General features: G+C 66.9%; 20 protein-coding genes. 10 read left to right on the top strand and 10 right to left on the bottom strand.

The features are described 5' to 3' along the window. Nucleotides 1–38 precede the first annotated feature (38 nt). Nucleotides 39–518, bottom strand: a complete 480-nt coding sequence (locus QO207_RS22390; RefSeq protein ID WP_301534491.1) for a prepilin peptidase — start codon at nt 516–518, stop codon at nt 39–41. A gap of 179 nt (nt 519–697) precedes the next feature. Here QO207_RS22390 and QO207_RS22385 point away from each other — a divergent pair, with 179 nt between their 5' ends. Next, the gene (locus QO207_RS22385; protein ID WP_301534490.1) at nt 698–1,165 is read left to right on the top strand and encodes a TadE/TadG family type IV pilus assembly protein; all 468 of its coding nucleotides are present in this window, start codon (nt 698–700) and stop codon (nt 1,163–1,165) included. A gap of 8 nt (nt 1,166–1,173) precedes the next feature. Beyond that, nucleotides 1,174–3,963: a PAS domain-containing sensor histidine kinase gene (locus QO207_RS22380; RefSeq protein ID WP_301534489.1), complete on the top strand. Its 2,790-nt coding sequence runs from the start codon at nt 1,174–1,176 to the stop codon at nt 3,961–3,963. 64 nt (nt 3,964–4,027) lie between these two features. On the opposite strand, the gene QO207_RS22375 is transcribed toward QO207_RS22380, so the two are convergent. The 3 genes from QO207_RS22375 to QO207_RS22365 form a co-directional block, all read right to left on the bottom strand. Continuing rightward, on the bottom strand, nt 4,028–5,500 hold the full coding sequence (locus QO207_RS22375; protein ID WP_301534488.1) for an inorganic phosphate transporter: 1,473 nt from the start codon (nt 5,498–5,500) through the stop codon (nt 4,028–4,030). A 284-nt stretch (nt 5,501–5,784) separates the two neighbouring features. Continuing rightward, entirely contained in the window at nt 5,785–6,000 is a 216-nt protein-coding gene (locus QO207_RS22370) for a hypothetical protein (RefSeq protein ID WP_301534487.1), read from the bottom strand. Between the two features lie 204 nt (nt 6,001–6,204). After that, the gene (locus tag QO207_RS22365; protein ID WP_301534486.1) at nt 6,205–7,281 is read right to left on the bottom strand and encodes a sigma-54-dependent Fis family transcriptional regulator; all 1,077 of its coding nucleotides are present in this window, start codon (nt 7,279–7,281) and stop codon (nt 6,205–6,207) included. A 224-nt stretch (nt 7,282–7,505) separates the two neighbouring features. On the opposite strand from QO207_RS22365, the gene QO207_RS22360 reads away from it, so the two are divergent. Continuing rightward, a complete protein-coding gene (locus QO207_RS22360) occupies nt 7,506–7,814 on the top strand; it encodes a PsiF family protein (RefSeq protein ID WP_301534485.1) in 309 nt (102 codons plus the stop codon). Nucleotides 7,815–8,109: 295 nt separating this feature from the next. On the opposite strand, the gene QO207_RS22355 is transcribed toward QO207_RS22360, so the two are convergent. The 3 genes from QO207_RS22355 to dmeF all read right to left on the bottom strand — a co-directional run bounded on the left by QO207_RS22355 (nt 8,110) and on the right by dmeF (nt 10,287). Beyond that, nucleotides 8,110–8,244: a hypothetical protein gene (locus tag QO207_RS22355; protein ID WP_017519380.1), complete on the bottom strand. Its 135-nt coding sequence runs from the start codon at nt 8,242–8,244 to the stop codon at nt 8,110–8,112. A gap of 78 nt (nt 8,245–8,322) precedes the next feature. After that, a complete protein-coding gene (locus QO207_RS22350) occupies nt 8,323–9,252 on the bottom strand; it encodes a pseudouridine synthase (protein ID WP_301534484.1) in 930 nt (309 codons plus the stop codon). Nucleotides 9,253–9,333: 81 nt separating this feature from the next. Next, nucleotides 9,334–10,287: a CDF family Co(II)/Ni(II) efflux transporter DmeF gene (dmeF, locus tag QO207_RS22345; protein WP_301534483.1), complete on the bottom strand. Its 954-nt coding sequence runs from the start codon at nt 10,285–10,287 to the stop codon at nt 9,334–9,336. A 60-nt stretch (nt 10,288–10,347) separates the two neighbouring features. Between dmeF and QO207_RS22340 the strand changes: the two genes are divergently transcribed. Next, complete coding sequence (locus tag QO207_RS22340; protein ID WP_253452670.1) at nt 10,348–10,623, top strand: metal/formaldehyde-sensitive transcriptional repressor; 276 nt, start codon at nt 10,348–10,350, stop codon at nt 10,621–10,623. A 31-nt stretch (nt 10,624–10,654) separates the two neighbouring features. Here the strand turns inward: QO207_RS22340 and QO207_RS22335 are convergent, their stop codons facing one another. Continuing rightward, on the bottom strand, nt 10,655–10,885 hold the full coding sequence (locus QO207_RS22335) for a DUF2789 domain-containing protein (RefSeq protein ID WP_301534482.1): 231 nt from the start codon (nt 10,883–10,885) through the stop codon (nt 10,655–10,657). A gap of 168 nt (nt 10,886–11,053) precedes the next feature. On the opposite strand from QO207_RS22335, the gene QO207_RS22330 reads away from it, so the two are divergent. After that, nucleotides 11,054–12,256 (top strand): MFS transporter, encoded by a 1,203-nt coding sequence (locus QO207_RS22330; protein ID WP_301534481.1) that lies wholly within the window; start codon nt 11,054–11,056, stop codon nt 12,254–12,256. Nucleotides 12,257–12,349: 93 nt separating this feature from the next. Here QO207_RS22330 and QO207_RS22325 read toward each other — a convergent pair whose 3' ends face one another. Continuing rightward, nucleotides 12,350–12,967, bottom strand: coding sequence for a glutathione S-transferase family protein (locus tag QO207_RS22325; protein ID WP_301534480.1), 618 nt, complete (start codon nt 12,965–12,967; stop codon nt 12,350–12,352). Nucleotides 12,968–13,095: 128 nt separating this feature from the next. On the opposite strand from QO207_RS22325, the gene QO207_RS22320 reads away from it, so the two are divergent. Beyond that, nucleotides 13,096–13,986 carry a LysR substrate-binding domain-containing protein gene (locus QO207_RS22320; protein ID WP_301534479.1) on the top strand — a complete coding sequence of 297 codons (891 nt, stop codon included), beginning with the start codon at nt 13,096–13,098 and terminating at the stop codon, nt 13,984–13,986. A 125-nt stretch (nt 13,987–14,111) separates the two neighbouring features. Here the strand turns inward: QO207_RS22320 and ppk2 are convergent, their stop codons facing one another. Next, nucleotides 14,112–14,930, bottom strand: coding sequence for a polyphosphate kinase 2 (ppk2, locus tag QO207_RS22315; protein ID WP_301534478.1), 819 nt, complete (start codon nt 14,928–14,930; stop codon nt 14,112–14,114). A gap of 230 nt (nt 14,931–15,160) precedes the next feature. On the opposite strand from ppk2, the gene QO207_RS22310 reads away from it, so the two are divergent. The 4 genes from QO207_RS22310 (at nt 15,161) to recD (ending at nt 25,260) form a co-directional block, all read left to right on the top strand. After that, complete coding sequence (locus tag QO207_RS22310; protein ID WP_301534477.1) at nt 15,161–15,997, top strand: DUF535 family protein; 837 nt, start codon at nt 15,161–15,163, stop codon at nt 15,995–15,997. Nucleotides 15,998–16,097: 100 nt separating this feature from the next. Beyond that, the gene (gene recC, locus QO207_RS22305; RefSeq protein WP_301534476.1) at nt 16,098–19,565 is read left to right on the top strand and encodes an exodeoxyribonuclease V subunit gamma; all 3,468 of its coding nucleotides are present in this window, start codon (nt 16,098–16,100) and stop codon (nt 19,563–19,565) included. Further along, nucleotides 19,562–23,236 (top strand): exodeoxyribonuclease V subunit beta, encoded by a 3,675-nt coding sequence (gene recB, locus QO207_RS22300; protein ID WP_301534475.1) that lies wholly within the window; start codon nt 19,562–19,564, stop codon nt 23,234–23,236. Before recC ends, recB begins: the two co-directional genes overlap by 4 nt. Beyond that, nucleotides 23,233–25,260: an exodeoxyribonuclease V subunit alpha gene (gene recD, locus QO207_RS22295; RefSeq protein WP_301534474.1), complete on the top strand. Its 2,028-nt coding sequence runs from the start codon at nt 23,233–23,235 to the stop codon at nt 25,258–25,260. Before recB ends, recD begins: the two co-directional genes overlap by 4 nt. The last annotated feature ends 62 nt before the right edge of the window (nt 25,261–25,322 follow it).

The raw sequence follows: 25,322 nt of genomic DNA, 5'->3' as shown, positions 1-25,322 counted from the left end.
AGTCGGTAAGTCTGGATCATGCCAATAGCCGCTGTCATTTACTGGATGAATGACATATACGTCAGAAGACCGGCGAATAGTGCAAAGATGAACGGAAATGACTTGAAATTTGACGGTCTCAGTTTGGCTAATTGCGAATTGCAATTAGCCGGTAGTTTGTCCGAATCAATCAAAAGTTTGCTGGCGAGCATCAGGGCAAGGCAGACCAGGCAGCCCAGGGCGAGGGTATAGAGCAGCGTCTGCGGGTCGCTGGCCAACCCGAGGGCGAACAGCAGCTTGACGTCGGCTGCGCCCAGCTTGCCCAGCCAGTAGCCCGGCACGCTGAGCAGCAGCCCCAGCAGCGCTGCAGCCAGCGCGGCCGCTGGCGGCTGGCCGATGACGCTGTGGCCGGCGAGCAGCAGGAAGGCGCCCGCAAGAGCCGCACCGCCGAGGGTCAGCCAGTTGCTGACGCGCAGTCCGCGGAGGTCCTGGTAGCCGCACAGGGCGCACCAGGCGAGCAGGAACAGTTCAAACGGCATGTGAATATCCATATTCCGGGGTAAGTATTAATGCTTTCTGCCTGTCTGCCGGTTTGTCAGCAGCAACTAGTATTGAACATAAAGTGCAGGCCCCGACAGAAGTTGCTGGGGAATTGCCTGGCGGGGTCGATAACCCTCAAGTCAATTGAAGTTTCGAATTAGTTCGAGGAGTGCTGCGCATGAACGGAGTCTGCAGCCCACGCCGGCAGCGGGGGGCGGTCGCGATCGAATTTGCCGCGGTATTCGTACTCTTCTTCGCAGTGCTCTACGGGCTTCTGGGTTATTGCGTGCCGTTGCTGATGCTGCAGGCGTTCAATGATGCGGCGGCGAGCGGGGCGCGGGTCGCCGTGTCGGTCAATCCCACGTCCGGCAATTACACGGCCGCCCTGAACAACGCCGTGAATGCTGCGGTGAACGACCGCCTGAGCTGGATGCCGGCCGCCTGGCGCGTCGGCTGCTACAACGGGCAGTTCATGGACGCGCCGGTCAGCGAGACGGTGAACAATCGTACCTATACCCGTGTCCGTGTCTGCGTGAACTATCCCTATGCGGCATCACCCATAGTGCCGCTGCTGACGCTGCCGGTGATCGGTACCGTACCCCGTCTGCCGGCCGTGCTGAGCGGCCAGGCCAGCGTCCTGCTCTGAGGCGCGCGATGTTCGATTTCCTCCGCTCCCTGTCCAGCACCCAGGACGCTCCTCCCCAGGTTTCCAGCCCCAGCCGGCCGCTGGCGGCACGCAGGCGGCCGGATGTGGCGCCGGCGGAGGTGGCGACGGTGGATATCACCGCGCACGCGGACCTGTGGCTGGAACTGGACAGCCGCGACCGCGTAATTGCCCGCGGTGGCAGCCTGGCGCACCGCCTGCTGGTGCCGATGACCGGGGCCGGCGAGCTGCCGCAACTGACGGACTATCTGGACCGACGCGCCCCTGGCGGCACACCACTGACCACTCTGCGCGGTGGCGAGCGGCTCGACCTTGTGCTGCGCAGCAGCGGCGACCTGCCGCTGGTCTGCCGCTTCCAGGCGGTGTTGCAGGCCGACGAGCACTGCCTGCTGCTGGGCACCGATATCTCCGACCTGAACTGGCAGGCCGACAGCCAGCAGCACAAGCTGCAATGCCTGAACCTCAGCAAGCTGTTGCTCGGGCGCCTGCGGCACAGCTCGCAACGGCGCCTCGGCGAGGCCGTAGGCGAGGTGCTGGAAGCCTTCTGCAGCAACTTCCACATGCGCAGCATGGCGCTGCTGCTGGAGGGGCCGGATCAACAGCTGCGGGTCTTCGCCTGCCATGTTCCGCCGAGCTTCGACAGCCTGCTGCGCGAGGGGCTGGTACTGCCTGATGGCGAGTTGCGCGGGGCCAGCGGCACCTGCCTGCTGGGCGTCGACGAAGGGCGCTCGGAGCTGCTCCAGGCGCTGTGCTGCGACCGTCTTTACCTGGTTCCCGCCCCCGTGCGCGGCGGACGATTGGCCGGCCTGCTCGCCGAGCCCTCGGAGCACGCGCCGTCGTGGCCAGGGCCGTCGCCGAGCGACTGGCAATACCTGGCGGAGATCCTCGCCAACCTGGTGCACGAACGCGCCGAACTCTACAGCCTGCGCGACAGCAGTCGGCGCCTGAGCCTGTTGCAGGACATGGTCGGCGGCGGCTGGTGGCGGTTGCGGGTCGATGAGGAAATTTTCGAGCTGTCGCCGGCAGTGGCCACCAGCCTGGGCCTACCCGCCGGGCAGACGCAGCTGGCGCTGGCCGATCTGCTGGCGCAATTGCACCCGGCGGATGCTGACGAGCTGGGCCTGCGCCTGCGCAACCTGCAACCGGGCGGGCGGCTGGTACAGGACATGCGGCTGCGCCCGGCCGGTGCGCAACACACGCGCCGTTGGCTGCGCTTGCAGGGGCGCATGCAGGCGCGCGCCGGCGACCGCCTGATGGATGGTGTGCTGCTCGACATCAGCGAAGGCAAGTTGCAGGAGGAGCAGGCCCTGGCCGCCCACGCACGGCTGCGCAACCTGATCGACAGCGCGCCGGTGGTGATCTACGTGCAGCGGGTGGAGGAGGGCCGGCTGATTCCCGAGTTCTACAGCGAGAGCGCCGGCAACCTGCTCGGCCTCGACCTGCAGGGGCAGAGCTGGCAGGCGCTGGCTGAAAGGGTGCATCCCGAGGACCTGGAAGCCTTCCTCGACCGCGGCCGCGAGCTGCTGCGCGAGGGCCGGGTGCGCACCGAGTACCGTCTGCGCGACAGCGCCGGCGAATGGCACTGGCTGTATGACGAGGCCAAGCTGCTGCGCGATATCCAGGGCATCCCGCAGGAGGCCGTGGGCCTCTGGCTGGATGTCACCGAACAACGCCTGGCGGCCATGCAGATCGCCGAGAGCGAGGAGCGCTACCGGGTGCTGGTGGAGGACTCGCCGGCGCTGATCTGCCGCTATGACCCCAGCCTGCAGCTGACCTTCATCAACCACACCTTCGCCCAGGTGCTCGGCGAACCAGTGGAAGCGCTACTCGGCCGGCGCCTCGACGAGTGGCTGTCGGAGCAGGATTGCAGCGCCCTTCGCGCCCGCCTGGTGGGCGGCGCCAGGAGCGCGGTGGACGATTCCTGGGAGCTGCGCTTCTGCCTGCCCGGCCAGCGCAATCTCTGGCTGATCTGGTCGGACCGTGCCGTGCTCGACGCCGATGGTCGCCTGCTGGAAATCCAGGCGGTGGGCCGCGACAACACCGCCGTGCGCCACGCCCAGCAGCAACTGGCCCAGGGCGCCAAGATGGCCAGCCTGGGCGAGATGGTCAGCGGCATGGCCCACGAGATGAAGCAGCCGCTGCACGTCATGCGCATGTCGCTGTACAACGCGCGGCAGAAGCTCGGCGAGCCGGACTACCTGAAGGAAAAACTCGACCGCGCCGATGCGCAGATCGACCGGCTGTCGCGGGTCATCAGCCACATGGGCGTGTTCAGTCGCAAGTCGGAACTGGAGCCGTCGCCCTTCGATCCGTACGACGCCTGCGAGGGCGCCCTGGCCCTGCTCGGCGAGAGCCTGACCCAACAGGGCATCACCCTGGAAACCGCCGTGCCGTTGCAGCGCGTGGTGGTGCGCGGCTACGCCGACCAACTGGAGCAGGTACTGATCAACCTGTTGGCCAATGCCCGCGATGCGCTGCTCGGAAGGGACAACGAAGGGGCCCGCTGGGTCGGTGTGTCGCAGGAGGACTGCATCGAATCGGAATGGGTGGAGCTGCACGTGCGCGACAACGCCGGCGGCATCGACCGCGAGCTGATGGAGCGCATCTTCGAGCCGTTCTTCACCACCAAGCCTATCGGCAAGGGCACCGGGCTGGGCCTGTCGGTGAGCCACGACCTGATCCGCAACATGGGCGGCAGCCTGTCTGTGGATAACTTCAAGGGCGGCGCGCGCTTCGTCATCCGCCTGCCGCGCCAGGTGGTCCTGGTCGAAGAAGACTGAATACGGGTAGCGGAAAAGAAAAACGCCTGCGAATGCAGGCGTTTTTCGTGGTGCGGGCTGGCGGTCAGCCGACGAAGCGCGAGGACAGCCAGAACAGCCCGGCAGCCAGCGCGATCGACACCGGCAGGGTGAGGATCCAGGCCATGATGATGTTGCGCACCGTGCCGCCCTGCAGGCCGCTGCGGTTGGCCACCATGGTGCCGGCCACGCCCGAGGACAGGACGTGCGTCGTGGACACCGGCAAGCTGTAGATGTTGGCCATGCCGATGGCGGCGGTCGCGGTGAGCTGCGCGGCGATGCCCTGGGCATAGGTCATGCCCTGCTTGCCGATCTTCTCGCCGACGGTGAGCACCACGCGCTTCCAGCCGACCATGGTGCCGATGCCCAGGGCCAGGGCCACGGCGATGATCACCCAGAACGGCGCGTATTCGGTGGTGCTGGTCAGGTCCTTGCGCAGCTTTTCCAGGTCCGCCTTCTCGCGGGACGGCAGTTCGGAGAGCTTGCCGACCTTCTTCGCGGTGTCGTCCAGGCACAGCAGGTAGCGGCGTACCTGCACGCGCTCGTCGTCGTTCAGGTCGTTGTAGCTGGAGACGCCGTGCAGGTCCTTGAGCAGGCCCTTGAGGGTCGCTTCGGTCTGCTTCGGCTCGCAGCGGTACAGGTCCGGCATGTCCGCGTCATTGGACTTGCCCAGGGCGAGCATTTCGCCGAGCGAGTCGGAGTGGCGGTTGTAGAACTGCTGCAGGTGGATGGCGGCGTCGCGGGTGCGCTCGATCTGGTAGGTGGTGCTGTTCAGGTCGAGGACGAACTTGGCCGGGACGATGCCGATCAGTACCAGCATGATCAGGCCGATGCCTTTCTGGCCGTCGTTGGAGCCGTGCACGAAGCTCACGGTCATGGCCGAGATCACCAGTACCAGGCGGTTCCAGAACGGCGGGTGCTTCTTCTCGTCGACGTCGCGGCGGGTCTCCGGGGTCTTGTGCATCTTCGACAGCGGGTACAGCCACTTCAGGCCGATCAGCAGGGCGCCGGCGATGATGAAGCCGGCCAGCGGCGAGAAGATCAGCGACAGGCCGATGTCGATGGCCTTGCCCCAGTTGATCCCGTCGGCCAGCGGCACGTCGTTGATCAGCGCATTGGCCAGGCCCACGCCGAGGATCGAACCGATCAGAGTATGCGAGCTGGAGGCGGGGATGCCGAAGTACCAGGTGCCCAGGTTCCAGGTGATCGCCGCGGCGAGCAGGGAGAACACCATGGCCAGACCGTGGCCGGTGTTCACATTGATCAGCAGCTCCACCGGCAGCAGGTGGACGATCGCATAGGCAACGCCAACGCCGCCAAGCAATACGCCGAGGAAGTTGAAGATGCCGGAAAGGATCACCGCGCGGTACGGGGACATGGCCTTGGTGTAGATGACCGTGGCCACCGCGTTGGCGGTGTCGTGGAAGCCGTTGATGAACTCGAACGCGAGGACGAACGCGAGTGCCAGCACCAGGCTGACACCCACCCAGAGATCGAGTCCGCTGAAGAGATCGAACATGAAGATTCTATGACCGGTCGGAGACGGGGCGGCGATTATGCCAGAAGCCAGGAGCACCGTATTCAGCCTGAATCGGTTTCTCCAAAATGCGCGACGCCACGTCGCACGGCGCTTTCAGGCAGGGTGGAAAAAGATTGCAATGCTTCCACGCCGGGCTGCCGGCCCGTCGGATGAGTGTATGCAGGTGCTCTGGCAGGCTCCCCCACGGAGCTTTGCCTGCCCGTGCCGTCATGACTTCCCACATGGATTTCGGGGCGGTCTTGCAGCCGGTGCGGTACCTGCGTTTATAGGGAAGGGGCTTCCTGATCCTTTTTCAGTCGTTCTTCTTCGATTCTCGCCAGTTCCCGGTCGAAGGCCTTGTCCTGCACGCTGGGTCGCTTGCGCCAGGGCTTCTTCTCGGGTTCGGACTGTGCGGCGTAAAGGGTCACTTCGCCGCCCTGTTCATCCTTGTAGCGTTGCTCCTGGCGCTCCAGTTCCGCGCGCAGTTCGTCTTTGGTCACGATCTGTCCTGATGACTTGAGGCAATGGGCTGTTCGTTGGCATGCGACGCCCTGCGAGGACGTCACCCTGGCAGTGTAGACGCTGGGACTCGCAACGCCGGGGCAGCCGGAAAACGGCGCGGATTATAACCTTTCGCGGGGGGGAACCGCTGAAGCACTGCCGACGGACGGCGCCAGCCCAGCAACGGCGCGGCTGGCAGCAGCTCAGCCGGTGCGCGGCAGGTTCAGTTCGCCGATCTTCTCCAGGCGCGCGCGGACGATGTTGCGGCTGATGCCCAGCAGACGGCCGGTCTGCAACTGGTTGCCGTGGCAGAAGTGGTAGGCGGTGCGGAACAGCACTTCCTCGATGTGCTCGTAGAGGTCGGGCTTGTTGCTTTCGAACAGCTCCAGCAGCGCCTGCTCCAGGGTGGCCTCGACGCGCGGGGCGAGGGCGTGGGGGAAAGCCTCGTGGCGCAGGGAGTCGTGGCGCGGCACTGCCGGCAGCTCGGCCAGCTGCAGGTCGCCCGGCTGCACCTGCTGGTTGCGGCAGACCAGCAGGGCGTGGTGGATGGCATTCTCCAGCTCGCGGATATTGCCCGGCCAGCTGTGGCCCAGCAGCTTGCGCTCGGCCTCGGGGCTCAGGGAGGCGCGGTTGTAGCCCAGGCGCTGGCAGTGCTCTTCGAGGAAGAATTCGGCCAGCGGCAGGATGTCGCCGGGGCGCTCGCGCAGTGGCGGCAGGCGGATGGTGGCGACGTGCAGGCGGTAGAACAGGTCCTCGCGGAAGTGCCCGGCGACCACGGCATCGGCCAGGTTGACGTTGGTTGCGGCGACCACCCGTACATTGATCGGCACCGGCGTGCGTGAGCCCAGACGCACGACTTCACGCTCCTGCAGCACGCGCAGCAGCTTGACCTGCATGTTCAGCGGCAGGTCGCCGATCTCGTCGAGGAACAACGTGCCGCCATTGGCCGCTTCGAACCAGCCGGCCTTGCTGCTGGTGGCGCCGGTGTAGGCGCCTTTCTCGTGGCCGAACAGCTCGCTTTCCACCAGGGTCTCGGAGAAGGCACCGCAGTTCACCGCGACGAAGGGCGCGGTGCTGCGCCGGCTGAGCTTGTGGATGTGGCGCGCCACCAGCTCCTTGCCGGTACCGGTCTCGCCGATGATCAAGGCATTGGCTTCGCTGGGCGCCAGACGCTCGATGCGATTGAGCAGTTCCTGCGAGCGCGGGTCCTTGAACACCAGCACCGTGGCGCGGACCGACTTGGTTTGCTCGCGGGCATTGGGAAGGGTCAACAGCGACATGGCAGGTTCCTGGCGTACCGAATGGGTGGCAGCGCCATACTGCGGTATTTTTGTTATTTCAAAAAATTATCAATTAGAATTTATATATAACTTTTTATATTTTCCCCGTCGCGATGACGCTCACGGTCGGCACCGGAAATCGTCCCGCGTTGCAGTGAAGCCCTCGCGAACACTGGGCTGCGAGCTACGCTCAGAGTGGCAATTCCATCCTGGGAGACCACTCCATGACCATCGTTAGGATTCCGCTGCTGGCACTGGCCCTGCTGTTCTCGGTACAGGGCTTCGCCGCCACCGCCGCGCAGACCGCGCAGCAGGAGAAGATGAAGACCTGCAACGCCGACGCCACCACCAAGGCGCTCAAGGGCGATGAACGCAAGGCTTACATGAGTACCTGCCTTAAGGCTGGCGGCGGCGACAGCAAGGCCATGACCGCGCAGCAGGCGAAGATGAAATCCTGCAACGCCGACGCTACCACCAAGGCCCTCAAGGGCGATGAACGCAAGGCGTTCATGAGCACCTGTCTGAAGAAGTGACGATGGAGCGCGGCAGGGCCGCGCGGGATACGAAAAAGGGCAGCCGTGGCTGCCCTTTTTCATTTGCATCAGGTCACGGGGCCAGCCAACTCGCACCTATAAAGAGCTCGCTGAGGTGAAGTCCGAGTGTAGGAGCGAGCTTGCTCGCGAACCTGTCGAACCCTCCTTGGGCGTGGCCGGCGAGGGCTTTCAGCCTCGTCTCACAACCCGGAGAACACCAGCCAGGCCGTGGCCAGGGCATAAAGGACGATCACCGCATCCATGCGCAGAGCAGGCGGGAGTCGCCGCACGAGGTTCATTTCTTTGCCACCGCGGACCAGAAGCCCTGGGCATTGCGGAAGGGCTGGCGGGCCATCTGTTCGGGACGGGTAATGCCATCGGCGCGCAGCGCATTGACGAGGGCGGAAAAGGACTTGGCGCTGTAGCTCATGTTCGGCTCCTGATGCTTTATCTCCTTGGGATGGAGCTATGAAAACACCCGGGCCACTATCGACGGAAATGGATCGTCTTAAGGGTGACCATCGATGAAATTGATGGAAGGCCAGGTCAGTTCCAGCTGGCTTTCGAAGCGGCGCGCTGCACCGGTGATCGGGTCGTGGAATTCCAGGCGGCGCGCCAGCAGCTTCAGCGGCTTGGCGAAATCCTCCGGCGGGCGCTGGTCCCTGGGCGGCAGGGTGGGGTAGAGCGGATCGAAGCACAGCGCTGCGCCCAGCCCCGACATATGCACACGCAATTGGTGGCGCTTGCCGCTGACCGGGTGCAGCCCGTAGCGCCAGAGCTCGCCTCGCTGCTCCAGCACTTCTATATGTGTTTCGCTGTTGGGCTCGCCGTCGACTTCCTGCATGCGGATGAACGGATCGCCTTCGACCATTCGCGAGCGATGCACCAGCGGGAATTGCCGATGCGGCAGGGCCGGCGCGATGGCCTCGTACAGCTTGTCGATGCGCCGCTCGCGGAACAGCGCCTGGTAGGCATCGCGGTTACTCGGGTTGGCGGAGAACAGCACCAGCCCGGCGGTTAACCGGTCGATGCGGTGCAGCGGCACCAGCTGCGGGTTGTCCAGGCGTTTGGTGAGGCGGGCGAGGAGGGTTTCCTCGACGTACTGGCCGGCGGGCGTCACCGGTAGGAAGTGTGGCTTGTCGGCCACCACCAGGTGTTCGTCGGCATACAGGATGCTTTCCTGGAAGGGGATCGGCGCCTCCTGCGGCACCTCGCGGAAGTAATGGATGCGCAGCGCTTCGCGATAGGGATGCTCGGGGCCAATGGGCTGGCCGTCATTGTCCAGCACCTTGCCGCGCGCCATGCGGTCCAGCCAGGTGTCGCGGCTGATCGCCGGGAAGCGCGCGCACAGGCAATCGAGCACCGTGGTCCAGGGGCCGGCGGGCAGGTGCAGGATGCTGGCGCGTTGCTGGGCGGTGGAGAAGCGGGAGCTGGACATGCGGGCAGGCGACCGGGTTCGACAGGCTGCGCATTAGGCCGCAGCGCCGGCTGTGCGTCAAAGCCGGCGCGACCTCCGGCATCAGGCCGTGGTGGGGTTGATCTCCACGGTGATGTGCGCGAGCTCCTCGTGGGCCTGCAGGCGCCGGCGCACCAGTTCGGGTGTCAGGCCGCCATCGCTGGCCAGGCTGAGGATGCAGGCATAGCGCGACTTGCCCACGCGCCACAGGTGCAGGTCGGTGATGCGTGCGGGGGCCGGCAGCTCGGCGACCACTTCGCGGATTTCCTCCACCACCGGGTCGTTCATCTCCGCATCCAGCAGCACCCGGCTGCTCTGCTTGAGCAGGCCGACCGACCAGATCGCCACCAGCACGGCGCCGACAATGCCCATCAGCGGGTCGAGCCAGGCGGCGCCCCATAGCAGACCGCCGATCAGCGCGATGATCGCGGCCACCGAGGTGGCGGCGTCCGCGAGCACGTGCAGGTAGGCGGCGCGCAGGTTCAGGTCGTGGCCATGGTCGTGATGATGGTCATGCCCGTGGTGATGATCGTGGCCATGGCCGTGGTCATGATGGTGATGTTCGCCGCGCAGCAGCCAGGCGCAGGCCAGGTTCACCAGCAGGCCGACCACGGCGATGGCGATCGCCTGCTGGTAATGGATCGGCGAAGGAGAGAGCAGCCGCGCCACGGACTCGAACAGCATCAGCGCCGCCACGCCCAGCAGCAGGATGGCGCTGGTGTAGCTGGCCAGCACTTCGATCTTGAAGGTGCCGAAGGCGAAGCGCGCATCGCCCTTGAAGCGCCGCGCCGCCACGTAGGCGAAGAACGCCAGCCCCAGCGCCAGGGCGTGGGAGCTCATGTGCCAGCCGTCGGCGAGCAGCGCCATGGAGTTGAAGATCCAGCCGCCGGTGATCTCCACCACCATCATCACGACGGTCAGCAGCGCGGCGCGCAGGGTGTTGCGTTCGGCCAGGGGATTGCCTTCGTGGAACTGGTGGTCGTGGTGGCCGTCTTGCGGGTGGGTGGCGTGCTGCATGATGATGGTCCGTAGGATCAGTCTGGATACTATACCCCAGTATACCTTTGGAGTTTTGACGTGGGACATACCATCAAGGACCAGAAGAAGCTGCTGACCCGGGTGCGGCGCATCAAGGGCCAGAGCGAGGCGCTGGAACGGGCGCTGGAGGCGGGCAGCGAATGCGCGGCGATCCTGCAGCAGATCGCCGCCATCCGCGGCGCGGTGAACGGCCTGATGGCCGAAGTGCTCGAAGGCCACCTGCGCGACCACCTGGGCGCCGAGGACCGCACGCCAGCGCAGCGCCACGAGGACCTGGAGCAGGTCATGGGCGTGCTGCGCTCTTATCTGAAATAAGCGTGCGTATCTGAAGCAGGAGCGCGCCGGATCAGTTCGACAGCCGCACCGCCAGCTCGTCGGCTTCCTCGGTCCAGTCCGAATCCTGCTGCAGCGCCTCGCGCAGGAACTGCGCCTGGGCCTTGTTCCAGAACGGCGCCTCCGGCAGCTTCTGGCCCTCGGCAAGGCGGTGGCTGCCGATGAACGCATCGATGTCCTTGCGCCCGTCGGGCAGGCCGAGTTGCTTGAACAGGGCGCTCAGGCTGTGCTGGCTGGTGTCCATGACGATCTCCTGGGTCGAGGTGGAGCGCGCCGCCACGGCGCGCGGCAATGCAACAACTATAGGAGCCCCAACCAGCGGGCAAGGTTCGGATTGGCAAGTCGAACGGAAATCGATAGCCTGCTTTCAATCGATCCCGCCCCGTGCCGCCACCCACCGTCAGGCCCGTCCATGAGCTCGTCCGAGCAGCGAACTGCCTCCGTCACCCTGCGCATTCTCGCCACCGTATTCTTCACCTTCGTCCTGTTCCTGAGCATCGGCCTGCTGCTGCCGGTGCTGCCCGGCTTCGTCCATGAAGGCCTGGGCTATTCCACCGTGGTCGCCGGTGGAGTGATCGGCCTGCAGTACATTGCCACCCTGGTCTCGCGGCCGCTGGCGGGCTACCTGACCGACACCTACGGCGCCAAGCGCGCCGTGCTCCAGGGCCTGGGTGTGCTGGGCAGTGGCGGTGTGCTGGTGCTGGCCTCCACCAGCCTGGAGTCGGTGCCCTGGCTGAGCCTGATCCTGCTGCTCGCCAGCCGCCTGCTGTTCGGCCTGGCCCAGGGGCTGCTGGGGATCGGCACGGCGAGCTGGGGCATTGCCCTTGTCGGCACGCAGAACACCGCCAAGGTGATTTCCTGGAACGGCATCGTCAGCTACGGCGGCATCGCCATCGGTGCGCCGCTGGGGGTGATGATGTCGGCATCCATCGGCCTCTGGAGCCTGGGCGTGAGCATCCTGGTGCTGACCCTGCTGGGCTGGCTGGCCGCCCGCGGCCGCGCGGAAGTGCCGACCATCTCCGGCACGCGCATGGCCTTCCACGCAGTGCTCGGCCGGGTGCTGCCCTATGGCCTGTGCGTGATGCTCGGCTCCATCGGCTTCGGCACCCTGGCTACCTTCATCACCCTCTATTACGGCAGCCAGGGCTGGACCAATCCGGCCTGGTGCCTGACCGCCTTCGGGGTCTGCTTCATCGGCGCGCGGTTGGTGTTCTCGGGCATGGTCAACCGCTTCGGCGGCTTTGCCGTGGCGGTGACCTGCCTGGGCGTGGAAGTGTTCGGCTTGCTGCTGCTGTGGCAGGCGCCGGGGCCGGGCTTCGCCCTGCTGGGCGCGGCGCTCACCGGTTGCGGGCTGTCGCTGGTCTACCCGTCGCTGGGCGTCGAAGCGGTGCTGCGCATCCCGGCCAGCAGCCGCAGCGCCGGGCTGGGCGCGTACGCGCTGTTCTTCGACCTGGCCATGGGCATCGCCGGCCCGCTGATGGGTCTGATCGCCGCGCGTCATGGCTATTCTTCGATCTTCCTCGTCGCGGCAGGGCTGGCGGCGTGCGGATTCGTCATCTGCTTCGGTTTGCTGCGCTTTACCCACCAGCAGCACGAGGAACTGCCCAGAGATTGAGCCTCAGGGAGCGTAGGAGCGGACTCCGTCCGCGATCGATTCCCGGCGCGCCTGAGGCCTATCGCGGACGGAGTCCGCTCCTACCTCAAGGCATCACATCGGCGGGAAGGCCCTGAAGGCGTCCAGCGCCTCGGCCTGTTCCGCCCAGTCACGCACTGCCGGGTAGCTGTCTGCCGGGATGTCTTCGGCGKGCAGCAGCTGCACGAAGGTCCAGGCCACCGCGATGCTCAGGCCGGCCTGGTCCAGCGGCGCGCCGGCGTCCAGCGACATCTCGCGCAGCTCGCTTTCCAGTTGCGCCAGGGCGGCGTGCAACTGCTGGTCGACCCGCTCCTGCCAGCTGGCGAGCTGTTTGTCCTGCGGCCGCTGCTGCTCGTAGTAACGCTGCACCGCCTTCTCCATGACCGCCAGAGCCAGGCCCAGCAGACGTGTGGCACGCACCCGTGCAGCCGGCTCGGCGGGCATCAGGCTGCGCCCGGCCAGATGCTCGAAGCAGTCGATGATCAGCGTGGAATCCATCAGTACCTGGCCGTCGCCCAGCACCAGGGTCGGTGCTTTCACCACCGGATTGATGCCGCGGAATTCCTCGTAGGTGCGGAATACCGACAGCGACTGGTGGCTGAATTCGATACCGAGCAGGCGCAGGGTGATGGCGACGCGCCGTACGTAGGGCGAGTCGAGCATGCCGATCAGGTGCGGAAGCTTCTGTTGCATGGGCACATCCTGTTAGTGGAAATTGCATCGTGGCTGACGCGGTTGTCCGCGCGGTGGCCATGAATCTAGCGGCTTTGGCTGCCGGGAAATAGCGACGATTAGTGACCGATTCGGTTAGGAAAACTTACATGAGCGCACTGCCACCGCTCTCCGCCCTGCGCAGTTTCGAGGCCGTTGCCCGGCTCGGCAGCGTGACCCTGGCCGCCAGCGAACTGCACGTCACCCACTCGGCCATCAGCCAGCAGGTGCGCCAGCTGGAAAGCCTGCTGGGCGTCACCTTGCTGCAGCGCGAGGGCCGGGGCTTGCGCCTGAGCGAGGAGGGGCGCCTCTACGCGCTGCAGATTCGTGGCGCCCTGCGCGATATCGCCGAGGCAACCCGCCTGGCCAAGGCACGCCCGGGCGAGGACGAACTGGTGGTGGCGGTCACGCCGTCGTTCGGCCAGAAGTGGCTGTTGCCGCGTCTGCCGGACTTCCGCGCGACTTATCCACAGTACCGCCTGCGCCTGCTGGCCAGCCTGGAGGTGATGGACCTGCGCCAGGGCCTGGCGGATGTCGCGGTGCGCATCGGCCAGGGTCATTGGGAAGGGCTGGCGCAGCAGCATCTGTTCGAGGACGAAGTGGTGGTCGTGGCCGCGCCAGGCTTCAATGGCGGCCGCCTGCCACGGACGCCGGAGGAAATCCTCCGCTGCCCGCGCATCACCGGCTTCGAATCCTGGCTGGACTGGTGTCAGGCCGCCGGCGTGGCGGTGCCGCAGGAGCCGGCGGAGTTCGTGGTGAACGATTCCAACCTGAGCATCGAGGCGGTGCGCATGGGCCAGGGTGTCGGCCTTGAACGTCGAAGCCTGGTGGCCGGCGCGCTGGCAAGCGGCGAGCTGGTGGCGCTGAGCGACCTGCGCGTGCCCTACGGCTTTCCCTACTGGTTGGTATGGCCCGAGCGCGAAGCGACGCAGGCGAAGGTGGCGGCGTTTGCCGGTTGGCTTTCGGTCGAGGTCGAGGAGTATCTGCGGGAAATTGCCTGAGGCGGTTCGCGAACAAACTCGCTCCTGCTGGAAGCCGAAACGCTCTTCGCAGGAGCGAGCTTGCTCGCGAACACGGTGACCAGGATGACGACGGATCGAGCCCGGCGTCAGAAGGTCTTGTCGAGTTAGAAAGTCTCGTCGATGTAGTGGAACGGATAGTCGGGGCTCTTGTATTTGCCGATCCGGCCGCGCTTGGGCAGCTTCACTTCCTCGCGCGGCACTTCCTTGTAGGGCACGTGCTTGAGGATGTGGCTGATGACGTTCAGGCGCACGCGCTTCTTGTCCTCCGAGCGCGCCACGAACCACGGCGCCCAGGGTGAGTCGGTGGCAGCGAACATCAGGTCGCGGGCGCGGGTGTATTCGTCCCAGCGGGTGTAGGACTTCACGTCCATCGGCGACAGCTTCCAGATCTTGCGGCCATCGGTGATGCGGTCTTCCAGGCGGCGCGCCTGTTCTTCCGGGCTGACCTCCAGCCAGTACTTGAGCACGATGATCCCCGACTCGGTGAGCATGCGCTCGAACAGCGGGGTGACGGCGAGGAACTTGTCGGCCTGCTCCTCGGTGCAGAAGCCCATCACCCGCTCGACGCCGGCGCGGTTGTACCAGCTGCGGTCGAAGATCACGATCTCGCCGGCCGACGGCAGATGTTTGATGTAGCGCTGGGCATAGAGCTGGGATTTCTCCCGCTCGGTCGGCGCCGGCAGCGCCACGACGCGGAACACCCGCGGGCTGACGCGCTCGGTCAGCGCCTTGATGGTGCCGCCTTTGCCGGCGCCATCGCGACCCTCGAAGATGATGCAGACCTTCAGGCCCTTGTGCACCACCCATTCCTGCAGCTTGACCAGCTCCACCGAGAGCTTGCGCAGCTGCTCTTCGTACTCCTTGCTCTTCATCTTCCCGGTCTGTTCGGCGGCCGGTTTCTTCGCTTTGCTCTTCTTGCCCATTTCGTTCTCCATTCTGGGGCATTGGGGTACTCGTTCAGAGCATAGCGGGCGCCAGGATTCGAGCAGGTTCGAATGCAGTGGAGTTGTTGTCGGAGCAAGCCGTCGCCTGATCAGAAAAGTTCCCAGGTCGATGTGGGGGGATGCTGATTATTCCGCGGGGCGCGCACCGACACACTGCATCGATCCGTGGGCAGGAGGTTGGCTCCCGTCCTTGACGAAATGGAATTCCCATGAGCCTCAATGCCCTTCGCAAGGGGTGCCAGCGCAGCCTGGCCGCCATCGTCTCGCCGCACCTGCACTGGCAATGGTCGCAGCACGTTCAGCGTTATCCCGTCCTGGCGCGAGAGTACAAGGGGTCCCCGGCACCGTCCGAGCGCCACCATCGGCGCTACCTGTGCCACTCCTGGGGCATTGGCCGCCGCTTGGCCGCGCTGGTCGGCCACTACGCGCAGCTGCAGTGCCTGCCGCCGGCCTGGACGCAGCGACTGCTGTCCCAACAGGCGGTGCCGCTCAGCCCGGTGCAGCTCAAGGGTGGTGAGACCCTGTGGCTTTCCCTGGAACCGTCGGACTTCTTCAAGGAAGGCGAGTTGGGCCTGTACCTGCGCGATGATCAGGGTGAGCGCCTGTATTCCCTGAGCTTTACCCTGGGCGAGCGGGAGCAGGTACTGATCGGCGGGTTGCAGGGGCCGCATCTCGGCGACGATGACAAGGTCAAGTGGCTGGGCAAGGAAATGCACGGCCTGCGCCCCAAGGGCCTGTTGCTGAGCGCGCTTTATGCCTTGTGCGAGCCCATGGGAAGCAAACTCCTGCTGGGCATCAGCGATGCCTCGCACATCTGCTCGCACAAGCTCAAGTCCAGCTATGATGGTTTCTGGCTGGAATGCCAGGGCCAGCGCCATGACCGCCACTGGTACCGCCTGCCGGAACGCGAGCCGGTACGCGACATCGCGGAAGTGAAAAGCCAGCGGCGCAGTGAGTTCCGCCGCCGCGAAGCCCTGCGTGAGGCCACCACCCAGGCCATCCAGGCTTCGTGGAAGCAGGCGTGGGCCGCCGCTTCCAACCGCTGAAGTCGCTGTAAAAAACTGCCCCGTCGCGGCGCTTTTTTGGTGAAATGCCCGTCATCCCCGGCGGGCATCTTTCGTTGCCCGCTCCGCACCAGGAGACACGATGAGCGAGCAGCGACTGACCCCCGGCCTGATGGTGATCCACGGCAACCATCCGGAAGCGCTGCGCGACCTGCTGGTGCAGTGGATGAGCCTGCACCCGCTGGCGCCGCTGGAGAACGAAGTCATCCTGGTGCAGAGCAACGGCATCGCCCAGTGGCTGAAGCTGGCGCTGGGGCGCGACGTGGAGGAGGGCGGCTGCGGCGTCACCGCCGCGCTCGACGTGCAGCTGCCCGCGCAATTCCTCTGGCGTGCCTACCGGGGCGCGCTGGGCCGCGATGAAATCCCCGAAGTTTCGGTGCTCGACAAGGCCCCGCTGACCTGGCGCCTGATGCGCCTGCTGCCGACCCTGCTTGCGCGCGACGAGTTCGCCACCCTGCAACGCTTCCTCGCCGACGACGCCGACCTGCGCAAGCGCCACCAGCTGGCCGAGCGCCTGGCCGACCTGTTCGACCAGTACCAGGTCTACCGCGCCGACTGGCTGGAAGACTGGAGCCGCAACGTCGACCAACTGCGCCTGGCCAACGGCACGCTGCGCGAGCTGGACGCCGACAACCGCTGGCAGGCCGCCCTGTGGCGCGCGCTGCTCGACGATGTCGGCGCCGAAGGCCTGGCCACCAGCCGTGCCGGTGTGCACGGGCGCTTCATCGAGAAGCTGAAGAACGCCGGGAGCCTGCTGCCGAACCTGCCGCGTCGCGTGGTGGTGTTCGGCATCTCCGCCATGCCCGCGCAGACGGTAGAGGCGCTTGCCGTGCTGGCGCGCCACGCCCAGGTGCTGCTCTGCGTTCATAACCCCTGCCGCCATCACTGGGCCGACATCGTTGCCGACAAGGACCTGCTGCGCCACGAATACCGCCGCCAGCGCCGCCGCGCCGGCACCCCGGAGCTGCTCAGCGACGACCAGCAACACCAGTACGCCCAGCCGCTACTCGCCGCCTGGGGCAAGCAGGGCCGCGACTACATCAACCTGCTCGACCAGTACGACGACCCGGAAAGCTACCGTGCGCGCCTGGGCGCGGTGAGCAACGGGCGCATCGACCTGTTCAGCGAAGTGGAGCCGGGCAGCCTGCTCGGCCAGCTGCAGGACGACATCCTCGAACTGCGGCCGATCAACGAAACCCGCGAGCACTGGCCGGCGGTCGACCCGCAGGCCGATGACTCGGTGCGCTTCCACGTCGCCCACAGCGCCCAGCGTGAAGTGGAAATCCTCCACGACCAACTGCTGGCGCGCTTCGACGCCGACCCCACGCTGCGCCCGCGCGACGTGATTGTCATGGTCCCGGACATCAACCCCTACGCGCCGCACATCGAGGCGGTGTTCGGCCAGATTGCCCGCGACGATAAACGCTTCATCCCCTACACCCTGGCCGACCAGGGGCAGCGCGGCCGCGAGCCGCTGCTGGTGGCGCTGGAGCACCTGCTGCGGCTGCCCGACAGCCGTTTCGCGGTGAGCGAGATTCTCGACCTGCTGGACGTTGCCGCCGTGCGCGCGCGCTTCGGCCTGGCCGATGCCGACCTGCCGCTGTTGCGCCGCTGGATCGACGGTGCCGGCGTCCGCTGGGGCCTCGACGGTCAGCAGCGCGAACGCCTCGGCCTGCCCGCCGCCGCCGAAGCCAACAGCTGGCGCTTCGGCCTGCGGCGCATGCTGCTGGGCTTTGCGGTGGGCGAGGGCGACGCCTTCCAGGGCATCCAGCCCTACGCGGAAATCGGCGGGCTCGACGCCGCCGCTCTCGGTCCGCTGGCTGGGCTGCTGGGCGCGCTGGAGAAGGCCTGCGAGCTGCTCGCCGAGGAAGCCGACCCGGCCACCTGGGTGCAGTGCCTGCGCAACCTGCTGGAAGACTTCTTCAAGGTCACCGACGACCACGACGAACTGCTGCGCCAGCAATTGCAGGACCTGCTCGATGGCTGGCTGGAAACCTGCGGCCATGCCGGCTTCACCGACCCACTGCCGCTCTCGGTGGTACGCGAGGCCTGGCTCAGCGGCCTGGATGCCGGTGGCCTGAACCAGCGCTTCCTCGCCGGCGCGGTGAGCTTCTGCACGCTGATGCCGATGCGCGCGATTCCCTTCCAGCTGGTCTGCCTGCTGGGCATGAACGACGGCGACTACCCGCGCCCGCAATCGCCGCTGGACTTCGACCTGATGCGCAACGACTACCGCCCCGGCGACCGTTCGCGCCGTGAGGACGACCGCTACCTGCTGCTCGAAGCGCTGCTCTCGGCGCGCCGCCAGCTCTACGTCAGCTGGGTCGGGCGGAGTATCCGCGACAACAGCGAGCGCCCACCGTCGGTGCTGGTCGGCCAGCTGCGCGACCATCTCGCTGCCGGCTGGCACGGCGCCAACGGCAGCGACCTGCTGCACGGCCTGACCCTGGAACACCCGCTGCAACCCTTCAGCCGCGCCTATTTCGACGCGCCCTCGGTGCAGGGCATCGACGGCCTCTACACCTACGCCCGCGAGTGGCGCGACGTGCACCGCGAGCACGAAGGCGAGACCAACGATGCGCCGCTGTCACCGCCGGTACTCGACGCGCCCATCGGCCTGCGCGTGCTCTCGGACTTCCTCGCCAACCCGGTCGGTGCCTTCTTCCTGCAACGCCTGAAAGTGCGCTTCGGCGAGGAACAACTGACCGGCCAGGACGAAGAGCCCTTCGAGCTGAACGGCCTGGACGTCTGGCAATTGCAGTTCGAACTCTGCGAGCGCCTGCGCCCATGGGTTGAACAGCACTGGCAGGACGAGCAATTGGCCGGGCAACTGACCACCCAGGTCGAACGCCTGCGCCGCGAAGGCCGGCTGCCGCTGGCGGCCTTCGGCGACTTCTCCGCCCAGGCGCTGGTGGCGCCATTGCACGACCTGCTGGCGCGCTACCGCGAGCAGCTGGAGCACTGGTCGCAGGTGGAAGACGAACAGCGCGAACTCAACCACGAACACGCTGGAATCCAATTGGCCGACTGGCTCGGCGGCCTGCGCCGCAACGCCGAGGGCCAGCTCGCCAGCCTGCAACTGGTCAGTGGCAAGCTGCACGAAGGCAAGGGCTACAAATGGCATGGGCTGGTGCGCCCGTGGGCGCGTCACCTGGCGCTGCAACTGTGCGGCGAACCGGTGACCAGTGTGCTGGTCGGTCTGACCGGCACTCTGGAGTTCCCGCCGCTGCCGGCGCAGGATGCCCGCGCCGAACTGGATGCGCTGATGGATGCCTGGTTCCAGGGCATGAGCCGTCCGCTGCCGGTCGCCTGCAAGGCGGCGTTCGCCTGGCTGGCCGCAGCTGATGACGAAGACCGCGCGGCCCGCGAGGCTGCCAAGCGCTACGACGGCGGCTTCAACCTGAGCGGCGAGGCGTCGTCTTCGGCGGCGCTGGCGCGAGTCTATCCGGACTTCGCCACGCTCAATGCCAGCGAAGAGTTCGCGGCTTGGGCGGAGAAGCTGTACGGGCCGCTGTTCGCGATTCTGCAGCGCAAGGAGGCGGAACAATGAGCGCCGTCGAGCTCAATCCTCTCGACTTCCCGCTGCACGGCAGCCGGCTGATCGAGGCCAGCGCCGGCACCGGCAAGACCTTCACCATCGCCCTGCTCTACGTGCGCCTGGTCCTCGACCACGGTGGCGAGCAGGCTGCTTTCGGCCGGCCGCTGAGCCCGCCGGAAATCCTCGTGGTGACCTTCACCGAAGCCGCGACCCAGGAGCTACGCGAGCGTATCCGGGCGCGTCTTGGCGAAGCCGCGCGCTGCTTCGCCGAGCCTGAACAGAAACACGACGGCCTGCTGGTGAAACTGCGCGACAGCTACGCCGCCGAGCGCTGGCCCGGCTGTGCGCGCCTGCTGCGGCTGGCCGCCGAATGGATGGACGAGGCCGCCGTCTCCACCATCCACAGCTGGTGCTACCGCATGCTGCGCGAGCACGCCTTCGACAGCGGCAGCCTGTTCACCCAGGACCTCGCCGCCGACCAGAGCGAACTGCTCGCCGAAGCCGTGCGTGACTACTGGCGGCGCAACTTCTACCCGCTGGGCGTGGCGGCGGCCAACGCCGTGCGCCATWGCTACGCCGGCCCCGAGGCGCTGGCCCGCGCCCTGCAACCGCTGCTGGCGGCCCAGGAGGCCGGCTTCCGCTACGCCGATCAGCCGCTGACGGCGCCCGACTCGCTGGCCGATCTGCTCGAAGCTACCGGCGAGTTCTACGACGAACTCGCCGCCGCTGAAACCCGCGCCTGTGAAGCCTGGGCGGCGGATCGCGAGGGTGTCGCCGAACTGCTGCGCAACCTGCGCGGCGACCTCAACGGCAACAGCTACCGCGGCAAGGATGACGATGCGGTGTTCGCCGGCTGGATCGAAGCGCTGGATGCCTGGAGCGAAGGTGCCGACGCGCCGGACAACCTCGCCAAGTTCGGTCAGACGCGGATCAAGGTGAAAGCCAAGGCGGTGGTGCCGGAGCATCCTGCGCTGCTGGCCATCGACGCCTGGGTCGAGCGCGCCGAGGGGCGCCCGGAGATTGCCCCGCAACTGCTGCTGCATGCCCTGGGCGAAGTGCGGCACAACCTCGAAGTGGAAAAGCAGAAGCGTGCCGAGCTGGGCTTCGACGACCTGTTGGTGCGCCTCGACCGGGCCCTGGCCGGTAGCGGCGGCGAGCGTCTGGCCGAGCGCATCCGCGAGCAGTTCCCCATCGCGCTGATCGACGAATTCCAGGACACCGACCCGCTGCAGTACCGCATCTTCGAGCGTGTCTATCGCATCTCGGAGAACCCGAGGAACCTCGGTCTGTTCATGATCGGCGACCCCAAGCAGGCGATCTACGCCTTCCGTGGCGCCGACATTCACACCTATCTGCGCGCCCGCGCCGCGACGGCCGGGCGGCACTACACGCTGGGCACCAACTACCGCTCCACGCTGGCGATGGTGAAGGCGGCCAACCGCTGCTTCCTGTTTGCCGAAGGCCATCCGCGCGGTGCCTTCCGCTTCGCGGTGGAGGGGCAGGAAAATCCGGTGCCGTTCCTCAACGTCGAAGCGCGTGGCCGTGACGAAACGCTGCTGCTGGAAGGCAGCGAAGCGCCGGCCATGACCTTCTGGCAGCTGGAGAAGGACGGCGAAGTCTGCCGCTCCGGTGAGTACCGCGAGGCGATGGCGGCGAGTAGCGCCAGTGCCATCCAGCGCTGGCTCAGCTCCGCCCAGAGCGGCTTCCGCGAGGCCGATGGCCAGTGGCGCGCACTGCGCCCGGCGGATATTGCCATCCTCGTGCGCGGTCGCAGCGAAGCCGAAGCCGTGCGTGGCGAATTGGCGAAACGCCGGCTGGCCAGCGTCTACCTGTCCGACCGCGACTCGGTGTTCGACAGCCCCGAAGCCGTCGACCTGCTGCACTGGCTGCGCGCCTGCGCCGACCCCGGCGACGACGGTGCGCTGCGTATCGCCCTGGCGACTCGCAGCCTGGCGCTGGACTGGGCGACCCTGGAGCGGCTGAACCAGGACGAGCGCTTCTGGGAAGACATGGTGCTGCGCTTCCGCGACTACCGCGTGCTCTGGCAACAGCAGGGCGTGCTGCCGATGCTGCGCCGCCTGCTCGCCGACTTCGCCTTGCCGGCGCGCCTGCTGCGCGAAACCGACGGCGAACGCAGCCTGACCAACCTGCTGCACCTGGCCGAGTGGCTGCAGCGCGAAGCCGTGGAGCTGGACGGCGAACACGCCCTGCTGCGGGTGCTTGCCGAGCAGCTGGAGAGCCCGTCCAGCGAGGAAATCCTCCGCCTGGAAAGCGACGCCGACCTGATCAAGGTGGTGACCATCCACAAGTCCAAGGGCCTGGAGTACCCGCTGGTGCTGCTGCCCTTCATCTGCACCTGGCGCGAGCTGGACGGCAAGAGCGGCACGCCGCCGAGCTTCCAGTCCGGCGATGCGCGGGTGGTCGAGCTGTCCCGCGACAAGGAGCTGGCCAAGGCCGCCTTCCAGCTGGCCAACGACGAGCGCCTGAGCGAGGACATGCGCCTGCTCTACGTGGCCCTGACCCGCGCGCGCCACGCTGTGTGGCTGGGCATGGCGCCGCTGGTGATGAGCAACAGCAAGAGCCCCGAACTGCACAAGGGCGCCATGGGCTACCTGCTCGGCGGCGGCAACACGCTGAGCGTCGAGGACGTGACTGCGCGGCTGGGCGACTTGCAGGCCGGCCACACGGAAATCGCCCTGGAGCCGGCGCCGGAAGTCGGTACGGAAGTCTTCGTCGGCGTCCAGGTCGGCGAGCTGGGCGCGGCCCGCGAACCGCGCCGCCGGGTGGCGGAGAAATGGTGGATCGCCAGCTACTCCGCGCTGGCATCGCTGGCTACCGAAGACGACAGCGAAATCGCCCCCGCGCCGGCCGCCGACGAACCCATCAGCGCCGGCGAAGACCTGCTGCGTGAAAGCAGCCTGGAAGAGCACCGCGAGCTGGAAGCCGTGCCGGCACCCTTCAGCCTGCACGCCTTCCCGCGTGGCGCGAACCCCGGCAGCTTCCTCCACGGGCTGCTGGAGTGGGCTGCCGACGAAGGCTTCAACCCCGACGAAGAGCCGCTGCGCGACCAGATCGCCCGGCGCTGCACCGTGCGCGGCTGGGAAGAGTGGATCGATCCGCTCACCGGTTGGCTCGGCCAGTACCTGCGTACGGCGTTCCGTGTGCCCGATGCGGCGCCGGTCAGCCTCGCCGGGCTGACCACCTTCCAGAAGGAAATGGAGTTCTGGTTCTCCACCCGCCACGTCGATACCCAGCGTCTGGACGCCGCCGTGATCCGCCATACCCTTGGCGGCGTGGCGCGGCCGACGCTGCAGGGCAACCTGCTCAACGGCATGCTCAAGGGCTTCATCGACCTGGTGTTCGAGCACGAGGGCCGTTACTACGTGGCCGACTACAAATCCAACTGGCTCGGCGCCGACGACGAGGCCTACACCGACGCGGCATTGCGCGAGGCGCTGCTGGAGCACCGCTACGACCTGCAGTACGCGCTCTACCTGTTCGCCCTGCACCGGCTGCTGCAGGCGCGCCTGCCCGACTATGACTACGACCGCCACATCGGAGGCGCGATGTACCTGTTCCTGCGCGGCAGCTCCTCGGCAACCCAGGGCATGTACCTGGAGCGTCCGCCGAAGGTGCTGATGGACGAGCTGGACCGCCTGTTCCGCGCGGAGGTGCCGGCATGAAGAGCACCGCGCAAATGCTTGAACTGATCGGTCGCTGGGCCGAGCGCGGCTGGCTGCGTGAGCTGGACCGCGCCTTCGCGATCTTCCTCGTCGAGCGCGCGCCGGACGCCAACCCGCTGCTGATCCTTGCCGCCGCTCTGGCCAGCCACCAGCTCGGCCGCGGGCACGTCTGCCTCGACCTGGAAGCGACGCTAGCGGACAGCCGTTTTGCACTGTCGCTGCCGCCCGAGGGCGACTCGGCCAAGGACGTACCGGAGCTGCCCAGCGTGCTGCTGGAGGGTTTTGATCTGGACGCGTGGCGTGCTGTGCTGAACGATCCGCGCCTGGTCGGCGATGGCCCCGGTGAGACGCCGCTGGTGCTGTCCGGCCGTCGTCTGTATCTGCGCCGCTACTGGCAGTACGAACGCGAAGTGCGCGCCGGCATCGACCAGCGCCTGCAACAGGGCGACGCGCTACGCGCCGCGCTGCCTGCGGCCCAGCTGCGCCAGGCGCTGGATGCGCTGTTCCCGAAAAAAGCCGGTGCGCCGGCCGACTGGCAGAAACTCGCCTGTGCGCTGGTTGCCGGCAACGCCTTCGGCATCGTCACCGGCGGCCCCGGCACCGGCAAGACCACCACCGTGGTCAAGCTGCTCGCCTTGCTGCAAAGCCTGGCGCTGGGGGAGGGCGGGCGCCCGCTGCGCATCCGCCTCGCCGCGCCCACCGGCAAGGCCGCCGCACGCCTGAACGAATCCATCGCTGGCGCCGTGCAGCGCCTCGACCTCACCGGCCTGCCCGATGGCGAAGCCGTGCGCAGGGAAATCCCCACCGAGGTCACCACTCTGCACCGCCTGCTCGGCAGCCGGCCGGATAGCCGCCAGTTCCGCCACCACGCCGGCAATCCGCTGGCGCTGGAGCTGCTGGTGGTGGACGAGGCCTCAATGGTCGACCTGGAAATGATGGCCTCGCTGCTCGCCGCACTGCCGCCGCGCGCGCGGCTGATCCTGCTCGGTGACAAGGACCAGCTGGCCTCGGTGGAAGCCGGCGCGGTGCTCGGCGAGCTGTGCAGCCGCGCCCGCGAAGGTCATTACCGCCCGGCCACCCGCGACTGGCTGGAGGCGGTGACTGGCGAATCGATTGACGCCACGCTGCTGGATACCTCCGGCAGCGAACTCGACCAGGCCGTGGCCATGCTCCGGCACAGCCATCGATTCAGTGCCGATAGCGGCATCGGCCAGTTGGCCGAGGCGGTTAACGCCGGTGATATCCCGGCGCTGCGCCAGGTGTGGAAGGCGCAGCACGAAGACCTCGCCCGCATCGCCGTGGATGCCCAGGAAACCCGCAGCCTGCGCGACCTGGTGATCGACGGCGGACGCGGCGGCGACCTGTTCGGCCCGGTCGGTTACGCCCATTACCTGCGCGTGGTCAGCGGTTCGCGCCCGGCGGACAACGCCGATCAGGCCGCACTGGATACCTGGGCGAGAAAGGTGCTGGAAGCCCACGGCCAGTTCCAGCTGCTCTGCGCACTGCGTCGCGGGCCCTGGGGCGTCGAAGGGTTGAACGTGCTGATCGGCGACCTGCTGCAACGCGAAGGATTGATTCCCTCGGCAAACGGCTGGTTCGCCGGGCGCCCGGTGCTGGTCACCCGCAACGACTATGGCCTGGGCCTGATGAACGGCGACATCGGCATCACCCTGGCGCTGCCGCAGCCGGCCGACGACGGCTCGGTGCGCTGGGTCGCCCGCGTGGCCTTCCCGGCAGGGGATGGCACCGACGCCATCCGCTGGATCCTGCCCAGCCGCCTGCAGGCGGTGGAGACGGTGTTCGCCATGACCGTGCACAAATCCCAGGGCTCGGAATTTACCCACGCTGCCCTGCTGCTGCCCGACAGCCTCAACCCCATCCTCACCCGCGAGCTCGTCTACACCGGCATCACCCGCGCACGGAAGTGGTTCACCCTGGCCAGCGCCGGGCGCGGCTGGCAGGTGCTGGAGGCGGCGACGGAGCGCCGGGTGCAGCGGGCAAGCGGGTTGCTGGAGCTTTCCTGATGTGACGAAGCGCACTTGATTAAGTGTCTTTAAAAGCACTTAATCGAGTGTCTTCTTGCTCT

Origin of the sequence: Pseudomonas sp. CAN1 (assembly GCF_030462585.1) — a bacterium.
Classification (GTDB): domain Bacteria; phylum Pseudomonadota; class Gammaproteobacteria; order Pseudomonadales; family Pseudomonadaceae; genus Pseudomonas.
The sequence above is the reverse complement of the archived record's forward strand: the minus strand, read 5'-3'. Positions and strand labels throughout refer to the sequence as shown.